General features: G+C 59.4%; 5 protein-coding genes. 3 read left to right on the top strand and 2 right to left on the bottom strand.

What is annotated here, in order from left to right:
- Nucleotides 1-92: 92 nt before the first annotated feature.
- Both Q1V60_RS08645 and speB read right to left on the bottom strand, forming a co-directional pair.
- Entirely contained in the window at nucleotides 93-1475 is a 1383-nt protein-coding gene (locus Q1V60_RS08645; protein ID WP_300629287.1) for a sodium:solute symporter, read from the bottom strand.
- 151 nt (nucleotides 1476-1626) lie between these two features.
- Nucleotides 1627-2577, bottom strand: a complete 951-nt coding sequence (gene speB / locus Q1V60_RS08640; protein ID WP_300629284.1) for an agmatinase — start codon at nucleotides 2575-2577, stop codon at nucleotides 1627-1629.
- A gap of 153 nt (nucleotides 2578-2730) precedes the next feature.
- Between speB and Q1V60_RS08635 the strand changes: the two genes are divergently transcribed.
- The 3 genes from Q1V60_RS08635 to Q1V60_RS08625 all read left to right on the top strand — a co-directional run bounded on the left by Q1V60_RS08635 (nucleotide 2731) and on the right by Q1V60_RS08625 (nucleotide 10245).
- Nucleotides 2731-3624, top strand: a complete 894-nt coding sequence (locus Q1V60_RS08635; RefSeq protein WP_300629282.1) for a LysR family transcriptional regulator — start codon at nucleotides 2731-2733, stop codon at nucleotides 3622-3624.
- A 6-nt stretch (nucleotides 3625-3630) separates the two neighbouring features.
- Entirely contained in the window at nucleotides 3631-4230 is a 600-nt protein-coding gene (locus Q1V60_RS08630; protein WP_300629279.1) for a DTW domain-containing protein, read from the top strand.
- Nucleotides 4231-4395: 165 nt separating this feature from the next.
- Nucleotides 4396-10245: an NEL-type E3 ubiquitin ligase domain-containing protein gene (locus tag Q1V60_RS08625; protein WP_300629277.1), complete on the top strand. Its 5850-nt coding sequence runs from the start codon at nucleotides 4396-4398 to the stop codon at nucleotides 10243-10245.
- The last annotated feature ends 52 nt before the right edge of the window (nucleotides 10246-10297 follow it).

Raw genomic sequence — 10297 nt, 5'->3', positions numbered from 1 at the left:
CACTGCATTCGCGAGCAAGCCCGCTCCCACATTTGTTTGTGTCAGACACCGACGTCGCACCCGCTGAAGGGCCGCGCTGAAGCCTTGTATGTTCAGGCCGCGCCTGCCGCCACCGTCACCGGTTTACGCGACAACAGACTCACCGTCACGAAACTCACCAACGCGACCGCGAGGCTGTAATAAATCGGGGTGTTTGCGTCCAGTCCGTCCTTGAACATGAATACCAGGGCAGTCACGAAGCCCAGGGTCATCGACGTAATTGCCCCGGAGGTAGTCGCGCGCTTCCAGAAGATCGCTCCGATCAGCGGGACCAGCATGCCGCCTACCAGCAGGTTATAGGCCAGGGTCAAGGCGCCGATCACATCGTTTACCACCAATGCGATAACCAGAACCGCCATGCCGGTGAGCAGGGTGAAAAAACGGTTGACGTTCAGGCTCGACTGCCTGCCGCCGCGCAAGCGTGGCAGCAAGTCTTCGGTGAGCACGGTGGAGGCGGCGAGCAGGCCGGCGCTGGCCGTTGACATCATCGCCGCCAGGGCAGCGGCAATCACCAGGCCACGAATGCCGTCCGGCAGCGAGGCTTTGACGATGGCTGCGAACGCGTTGTTGACGTTATCCAGGTCCGGGATCAGTACATGCGCCGCCATACCGATCAAGGCGCACGCCAGGCCGTAAAGGATGCAATAGAAACCGGCGAAGGTGCCTGCGTACTTGGCGACTTTTTCGTCACGGGCGGTAAACACGCGCTGCCAGATGTCCTGGCCGATCAGGATGCCGAAGAAGTAGATCATGAAGTAGGTAATGATCGTGTCCCAACCGATGGCGGTAAAACTGAAACTCGACGCCGGCAGCTTGGCCACCAGTTCGTCCCAGCCACCGACGCGGTACAGGCAGATCGGCAGCAGGATAAACATCAGCCCCACGGTCTTGATCACGAACTGCACGATATCGGTCAGGGTCAGCGACCACATACCGCCGATGGTCGAATACAGCACCACCACGCCACCGCCCAGCAGCACCGAGAGCCAGAACGGCAGTCCGAACAGCACTTGCAGTACGGTGCCGATGGCCAGGATCGAGGTCACACCGATCATCAGCGCATAGGCCAGCATGATCACTGCGCTGGCCTGGCGGGCCATGGGGTTATAGCGCTTTTCCAGGACCTGGGTGACGGTGAAGATTTTCAGTTTCAACAGCGGCTTGGCCAGGAACAGGTTCAGCGCAATGATCCCCGCACCCAGCGCGGCGCACAGCCAGAAACCTGAAATACCGTGCACATAACCCAGGCGCACGGTGCCGACGGTGGAAGCGCCGCCCAATACGGTGGCGGCCATGGTGCCCATGTACAGCGATGGTCCCAGATTGCGGCCGGCCACCAGGTAGTCTTCATGGGTTTTGGCGCGGCGCATGCCGTAGTAGCCGAGCACGAGCATGCCGGCGGCGTAGATGAGTACGACGAATAAATCCAATGCCATGACGATGATTCTCCGATTATATTTTTTATGGACGATCAGGCGGCAGCCGGCTCGGTAAGCACGCGAGCCAAGGTCAGGTACATCTTGATCGGGGATCTGTGCGACCCCCTGTTGTCAGTGTCTTGTTCTGGTCAAACCGATTGCTTGCTCATCAGCGATGCGCAACGCCGGGCAGTACACAAAGCATTTCATACAGCAGGTTCGCGCCCAGCAGCGAGGTGTTGCCGGTGGTGTCGTAGGGCGGTGACACTTCCACCAGATCACAACCGACCAGGCCCAGGCCCTGGCAGCCACGGATGATCTCGATCGCCTGGATGGTGGTCAGCCCGCCGATTTCCGGGGTGCCGGTACCCGGTGCCCAGGCCGGGTCGATGCCATCGATATCAAAGCTCAGGTAAACCGGGCCGCCACCGACTTTTTCGCGCACTTCGGCCATCAGTGGCGCCAGAGAGTGGTGCCAGCATTCTTCGGCCTGGACCACACGGAAGCCCTGCTTGCGGCTCCAGTTGAAGTCTTCGGCGGTGTAACCCTGGGCGCGCAGACCGATCTGCACCACGCGGTCGCAATCAAGCAAACCTTCTTCCACGGCGCGGCGGAAAGTGGTGCCGTGGGCGATTTTTTCGCCGAACATATGATCGTTGACGTCGGCGTGGGCATCGATGTGCACCAGCCCCACCTTGCCGTGTTTCTTGTGGATCGCCCGCAGGATCGGCAGCGTGATGGTGTGGTCGCCGCCCAGGGTCATGGGGATTACGTCGTGCTCGAGGATTTCATCGTAGGCTTCTTCGATGATGCGCACGGCGTCCAGCAGGTTGAAGGTGTTGATCGCCACGTCGCCAATGTCGGCAACCGACAGCGAATCGAATGGCGCAGCACCGGTGGCCATGTTGTACGGGCGGATCATCACCGATTCGGCGCGGATTTCACGCGGCCCGAAACGGGTGCCGGCGCGCAATGAGGTGCCGATGTCCAAAGGTACGCCAATAAAGGCTGCATCCAGGCCCTTGGCCGTTTGCAGGTGAGGAAGACGCATCATGGTGGCGATGCCGGCGAAGCGCGGCATTTCGTTGCCGCCCAGTGGTTGGTGGAAAATCTTGTCCACGGGAGTGCCTCATCGTTGTTGTGGTTATCAGGGGGCCGATTCTGCGAAATACATCGGAACGAAAGAATCGCTACGGGCAAATACTTAGTTCAGATTTTTCTAAACTAAAGCCTGGGGGTAGACTGCGCCGCATCAGTTGAATCCGGAGAACCCATGGCCAACGCCTTGCCCGACCTGAAACTCCTGCGCATCTTCGTCAGCGTCGTGCGGCACCAGGGGTTCGCCAACGCCCAGCACGAACTCAACCTGTCGACGTCGGCCATCAGCACCTATATGAGCCAGTTGGAATCGACGTTGGGCCTGGTGCTGTGCCACCGCGGGCGGGGCGGCTTCAACCTGACCAGCAAGGGCGAGCTGTTTCATCAGGAAACCTTGCGTTTATTGGGCGAACTGGAAGGCTTCGAACAATACGCCGCCGCGTTGAAGGGCGAGTTGCGCGGCACACTGAAGCTCGGCGTGCTCGACTCTACCGTCAGCGACAAGGCCCTGCCGTTCGCTGAGGTGATCGGCGCCTACAGCCTCGAACATCCGGCGGTGCATTTGCACCTGTCGGTGATGAGCCCTTATGAACTGCAACTGGGGGTGCAGGACAATCGCCTGGACCTGGCCATCGGCGCGTTCTCCAACCGCATGAGCGGGCTGATGTATATGCCGCTGTACCGCGAACAGCACTGGTTGTATTGCAGCACCCGGCACCCGTTATTCAGCGAGCGGCGCATCCCCGAGCAGGTCATCACCCAGCAGCGTATGGTCGGGCGTGGTTATTGGAGCCAGGCCGAACTGGCGCGCCACGGTTTCAAGCACAGCGCCGCGACCGTGGAAAGCATGGAGGCGCAGCTGATCCTGGTGCTGTCCGGCGCCTACATCGGCTACCTGCCCGAGCACTATGCCCAGGCCTGGGCCGACAAGGGCGACCTGCGCGTGCTGCTGCCGGCCACCTTTGGCTACCAGGCGCCGTTTTCGATGATCATGCGCCGGGGGCGCAGCCGCGAACCGCTGATCCAGACCTTTCGCGATTTACTTAAAGCCCAGCTCAACCAGGCCTGAAAAACCATGTCCAGACCCCAGTGTTCCCGTTGCCTCAGGCCAATCAGCCACTGCTTGTGCTCGCTGATCCCCCGTCTCGACAGTCGCACCCGCGTGTTGCTGTTGCAGCATCCGAGCGAGGTCAACCATGCGCTCAATACCGCGCGACTGGCGGCGTTGGGGTTGAACAATGCGCAGTTGGTGGTGGGCGAGGTGTTCGACGATTTGGCAACGATGTTGAATCAGCCCGGTTATAAGGCGCGTCTGCTGTTCCCGGCCGACGACGCCCAACGCCTGCAAGCCTATGCGCCAGATGACCAGCCGATGTTGTTGGTGGTGCCCGACGGCACCTGGCGCAAGGCGCGTAAAATGTTGCACCTCAACCCGTTATTGGCCGCCTTGCCACGGGTTACCCTGGCTGGCGAGAGCGTATCGCGCTACCGCCTGCGCAAGGCGCCCGGGCCTGGCGCCTTGTCCACGGTGGAAGCCATCACGCGGGCGTTGGAGGTGCTGGAAGCCCCGACTTCGTTCGAATCACTGCTCAAACCGTTCGAGGCCTTGATCGAGGGTCAGATTGCGGCGATGGGAGAGGTGGTCTACCAACGTAATCATGCCGATGCTACATAACTACCGCCTGGCGTAAGCCCCGCTGGATAGGCTCGTCATTTATCACCTTTCTCAAGGGAAAAAATGACAGAGCCTGACCGGATTCCCCCACCCGCGGATGCGTTGTCCGTATTTATCCAGGAACAAAGCGCTCGAGCGCCATTGATGTCCGGCACGGAGTGGTCCGTGACGCGCGTCCTGGTACCTTTGCGCAAAAAACTCGAGGGTTTTTTCAGTGGCCTCGATGCGCAAGAGCAGCTTGACTATGTGCGCCTGCAAAAAACCTACCTCAACGCACAAACCACTTTCGAAGCTGCCATTCGCCAACTCGGCGCCGACCTTGAAACCACGTCGTTGGGGGCGCTGAGTGCAGGGCTGGAAAAACTCGCCGGCAAAGCGATCGACCCCAAGTCCGCCCGTATTCATACCCGCTACCTGAAGCCGGCGGACATAAGGACGCAGCCCGACCCACTCCTGCGCGTTCGCCGCGCCATTGATTCCGGCGTGGACAACGTGGCGGTGTCCAGCGTCACGCTGTGGGACGCTGCCTGTATGAACTATGGCGGCCTGACCGGGTGGGGCTTTCCCGGGAATGTCAGCCTTGAGGAGGCCAGTTACCTGGACCCGAGTGTCGGGATCAGCGCGGCGGACTTTATCGCGTTGGTGCGCAAACTCAATATCGGCGCCAAGGTGCGCGCGTCCTTGAATGAAGCGCTCAGCGCTCCCTCGCAACTAGGGGGGCAGGTGCTGACGTTGGCAACCGCAGAGTTGCAATTTGCACTGATTGAAGCGTTCAGAACCGCCAATAAAAGCGGTGTCAATCAGGAAAGATACCGCGCCGTGACGCGCGCCATGTCAGGCGAAGGGGCTTGGGATTACACCGAAGAAGTAAAGATGTTCATTCCACATGGCCGAGGCAACGAGGGTGGGGGAGCCGGCTATGGACTTTTGGGGATATATCAGAACCTGCCGAAAGGCGATTACCTTAGCGTTGCACATGTCATTTTTTCCGTTAAAGCCTGCAAAGGTGCATTCAGTTATTTCCCCAATCGACCGGGTGGTGCTCTCAGGCACTACGACAGTTTTTCGCAAGCGGCCAAAGATTTTCATGTCGCCTTTAACGCGTTCTATTCGCGAAAAGAGCTGGGGTGGTTGTACCAGGCCATGGCGTTGTCAGACTACGCGCGCCTTATGGCCACGCTGGTTAAAGAGCGCCCGCCGGAGGGGCTCAATGTGGTTGCCGGGTTCTTGTATCGGCTGTTCGGGCGCGCACCCGAGCTTAATGAGGTCAAACACATCGGCTACAGGCGCGAGAGCGTGGAAAACGCGCCGGTCATCAGCCTCTGTCGCTTTTACACCGAACGTTCCAAAGCCAACCTCAAGACGCTCGCCCATGAAACACCTGGGCTGATGCCCACTTTGCTGGAGATCTTCCAGACCCTGTTCAATGAAATCATCAGCCTGCTATTGATCCCGGTACCGGGCCCACTCAAAGGTCTGGGGCGGTTGAGGGCGTTCGGGATGTTCGCTTCTCTGGGGCAAACATTGTTCGAGGGCCTACAGAAAGGGGAGCGTGCGGACCTGGTGCAAGTGGCCCTGGATGTAGCTGATCTGCTCAGTAGCAGATTCTTGCATGCGCGTTTGGCCCCTGCAGTCAAACGACGTCATGAAGCGTTGTATCAGCGGCTTGTTCAGCAGAGCAAACCCCTGACGGTCCCCGAGCGTCAAAGCCAGACCGACGCGCAGTTGCTGGAAAAAATGATCGGCGCCGTCGATGCACCGCTACCGAAGCTGGAAAGCGCGCTCAAGACCAGCAACAGCGCTCGCGATGCCTTGGACCAGGTCTGGGAAGGCGCACAGCCGTCGGCCTCGTTGGTCGAGGCGGTGCATCGATTCAACGTCGACAGATTGATCAACTGGGCCACCGAAGGTGCCGACTCCAACGCTGTCGAGGCGGTCGGTGCGGTAGGTATCCTCGCGCCGTTGTTCACCCAACTGAAGGATTGGCCGTCAGACACATCCCTGAGTATTGAAAACTCGCAGGGCCTTGAGGTGCGGCGCTACAGCAAAAGTTCGGCGCGCCAGACCAGGACGGAAGTAAGGGTCACGATGCTGGAAGGCGATGTGTTCGCCTATGCGACGCCCCGTCGCATCACTGCTCAGTTGCCCCGGGCCATTGCCGATTTGCTGCCCGGTTTTTTTTCATCCAGCAAATTAAATGAACTGGCCCAGCAACTGGCTGATAAAGCCAAGGCTTTGCGAATTGACCTGTTCGACGCGCTCACGACGTATGCCAATGTGACCCGCGCCGGGGCCATAGGCGCGCCTGAATCGGTGCGTTCTTTGTTGCCCGATAGCGTCGTCAACGATCCTCACGTGCCCGCCGTGATCGAGCAGTTACAGACTCTGCACCCCCAATTGAGCCAGGCACGCTTGTTGGAGGTGCTGCGTCTGCACCCGCTGTCGGCGCACCAGCAGACGCAGCTCCTGTACTCGCAGCTACAGCCCGAAGCGCTGTACACCGCGCTGCGCAACGCCCGTCAGGTGGCGCGCCGGGAAGCGATTGTCGACGGTGTGTTTCATCCTCGACGGTTCGATCAAAACACCCAGAATTGGGCCGCAGAGCATGCTCCCGGCGTACTGCGCGATCTGACCGGCCAGGCGCTGGTTGTCAGCCCTCAGGCGCAAGCGGTGCCTTATGTTTCGCGAGGCGCGCGCGACAAGACCGTCGTTGTGATCGATCATGGGACTGGACGGTTTTCACTGTACAACCACCAAGCCTCCATCCTCGCAGAGAGCTTCAGCGGTGCCGATGGTTTCTATCAAGCTGTTGTGAGTCAAATCCCTGAAAGCGCCCTGAGCAGGCTGGGATGGAACGCGCAGCGGGCCATCACCGAATTCCGACACGCCGCCGCACGGGCCTTGCTAAGCAATCGTGCTCCGGATGGCCGGTTTTATCCTTCATTGCGTGAGGTCGGGCAGTACGTCAGCGCGGTCGATACGGCGGGGATTGCCGCTGAGCCTGATGCGCTGGGCCTGTACGCGCTGGGCGAGGATCGCTACGTGTTTATCGAGGGAGAGTATTTCCAGGTCGCCCTGGAACACGGGCGTGAAGCCTGGCGTATTCAACACCCCTCGCTGGAGCAGGCCTATGAACCCGTACTGATCCACAACGGCGCCGGCGCCTGGCGCCACGAATGGGAAAATCCGCTGACCTGGGATGGGCAGAAGCCGTTTTATCGTTTGGGCCCTATTGCGCGCGCGTTGCCACCGGATGCCATCGCGCAGATCCAGCGGATCAGCGGTGTGACGCCGGCCATCCTGCGCCGGGTGCATATGCGCAACGAGCGTCCCCCCGCCATCCTGAGAGAAACAGTCGAGCGCTTCACCATTCATCAACGTGTCAAATCGGGCATGGAGGTTGGGCGGGACTTTTACGACGAGCTGCTGGGTGAGATCGGGCCCGAGCCCGCTGACGTATTGGTTGGCGTCGCGGGAGCGTCTCGCGCCGATCAAGTCACGGTGCTGGAGTCCAAAGTGGATATAGACAAGCCACAAATGGAGCGACTGTTTTTCAAGGCACTTTGTCACAAGAGCGAAGCGTCGCTCGACCCGTTGGCGCAGGTGCTGCAGCGTGATTTCCCCAGCTTGACGGCGGCTGTCGCCGAGAGCCTGGTGGATCAAGCGTCGGCTGATGAGGTGCAGAGCCTGGAGGCCGGCCGCGTGCCCTTGGCCCTTACCGGTTCCATCCGCTGGTGGGTCAAGCAACTGCGCAGGGTCAGGGCTATAGAGGGCGTGTATCTGCCCGCTGCGGCAAATCAAGACAGCGCGAAATTGATCCTGCATACATTGCCGGATATCGCGGGGTGGCCGCGCCACATGCGCGTTGAAGTATGGGAGCGGGGATTGTTGATCGACAGCATCGGCCCCGCCGATGGAGGGCTCAAGCGCATTCTGGAACCGGTGGCCGGTCATTATCAGGCGTACATTCCTCAATCGGACGCAAGCCGGCGGGCGGTGGGAACCCCCGGGGCTTTCTTGTCTGTGTTGCTAGGTGCGTTGCCGCCCCTCGATCGCCAGGCGATTGGCTATACCCATAAGGGTGGCGTCGAAGAATTGATGGAGGAGATTGGCTACCGCCAGGAACATGCGGGCGATTCGGTGGACGCCCTGCTTGGCATAGAACATCCCGCCTGGTTCAACCCGCCTCGGCGCGTATCTGACGGGCGAATTGCTTATCCGCTGAGCGGCGGTGAAAAATTGGGGCCGACGGACCGGGCGCAGGTGGCGCGTTTGCGTGAGTTGTTTCCTGCAAAAACCGATCTGGAGGCGTTTGAACTGTTGGCAAACCTGAGTGATTCGGTGAAGGAGCGCGGCGAGGCGATTGACACACTGTTCAGGGAGCGGGACGCCCTGAACGGAGTCCTCAGCCTTTGGTCTGCTCAAGCGGGGAGTGCGGCCCGGCAGGCTGCACGCAGCGAAGCCGCTGAGCTAATTCGACGTTGCTGGCGTAAGGAAAATTCCCCTCGCGGTGTGAACCACGAACTGTATCTGGACGATCTGGCGCTGGATGCGTTGCCTTTGATGAACGCGTACTTTGGCCATGTCACGCACTTGAGCCTGAGGAACAATCAGTTGCAGGGGTTGCCGTCGAATTTTCTCAGGCAGTTCCCGGCGCTGCGCAGGCTTTTTCTCGACGGTAACCGCCTGGAGCATCTGCCTGAACGGTTGTCAGAGCTTCTGTATTTGAAGCAGCTGAATCTGTCCAACAACCTTATTCGGCCTAATCTGCTCGATACGATGCGCCTGCAAGACCTGACGCGCCTGACTGTCCTGGACCTGTCCTACAACCCACTGAGCAAGGGTAGGCGCCTGATCCTGTATGGGCTGAAGGCACTGCAGGTGCTCAAGCTCAGAAATACACAAATAAACCTATTGCCACAGGGCGCGACGACTCTGCGAAAACTGCGGGACTTCGACTTGCGCGACAACCGTTTCAAGGTGCTTACAGAGGATGATCTTTATATCAACGAAAACGTGCATCGCGCTATGAACCTCCATGGCAATGAACTTTCCCAGGCTACCTTGCAGCTGCTCAGCCGTTACCGGAAACGGCAGGGTTATCAGAACGTCGATTTCGGTTTGTGGCACGAAGGTGTATTCCCGCTCCCATCCGTTGAACGCTGGCTGGTGCCGGTCCCTCTGAATGAAGTGCCTCGATGGAGAGATGAATGGACAGTGTTGGCCGGCAAGCAGATGGCCGATCAATTTTTCAACTTGTTGTGGAACCTGTCCTCGTTCCCGCCTTTGATTGCGCCTGAGCACCAAGCCCTGCGCCAGAACGTTACGCAGCGCGTCTGGCAGGTGATTGAAGGCGCCAATCACAATGGCCGTTTGCAGCAGATCCTTTTTCAAACGTCTTGGCGCTACATGAGCGGAGGCATGGATGGTTGGCTGTTGTGCCTCAATGAGATCGAACTGCGCATGCTGCCGGTGCAGATGCTCGCTGGAAATGTTGAAGCCGCAGGCGCGGACTTTGTGAATTACTACCGGGCTTTGCGACGCCTGGCCTCCATCGAGCATCATCTGTTTCGCGATTTTCCTCACCAATTGGCCCGAGAGGCCTGCGCGCGTATCCTGATCTATCGAATCGCCCTGGCCCCCAGCCTGGACTTGCCTCTCGCACTGCCTGGGAGGTTTGACAGCGCGACGGCAACGCCAAGCCCTCAGTCCGTAAATGAGTTACGTCAGCGAATTTTGCGTGAAGAATCCCACCTCAACTGGCCTCTGCGGCTTGAGAGTGAGGAATACTGGGTGGAATTTCTGGAGCGCAAGCACCCGCAGCGTTTTGACGCTACGCTCAAGCCATTCCGACGCGCGCTGGAGTTGGCCACGGAGAAAGTCGGCAATGGAGGCATGACCGAATGGGCGTACAAAAATTACATCGACATCCTTAATGTGCCGATGCAACAGGCCAAGGCCGAGCTGATTCGCGATTTGACCCTTACGGAATGGACCGACTTCGTAAACGCCTGACTTTTCGCTTATTCCTATAAGCCATAAGCACCGCACTTTGCGTGATATGGCC

Source organism: Pseudomonas sp. (assembly GCF_030147005.1).
GTDB lineage: Bacteria > Pseudomonadota > Gammaproteobacteria > Pseudomonadales > Pseudomonadaceae > Aquipseudomonas.
This window is presented reverse-complemented; position numbering and strand designations above follow the sequence as displayed.

Bases quoted from the DNA above. Each gene is read 5' to 3' on its own strand.
- Q1V60_RS08635 (WP_300629282.1), top strand. From the start codon at position 2,731: ATGGCCAACGCCTTGCCCGACCTGAAACTCCTGCGCATCTTCGTCAGC.
- Q1V60_RS08645 (WP_300629287.1), bottom strand. From the start codon at position 1,475: ATGGCATTGGATTTATTCGTCGTACTCATCTACGCCGCCGGCATGCTC.
- Q1V60_RS08630 (WP_300629279.1), top strand. From the start codon at position 3,631: ATGTCCAGACCCCAGTGTTCCCGTTGCCTCAGGCCAATCAGCCACTGC.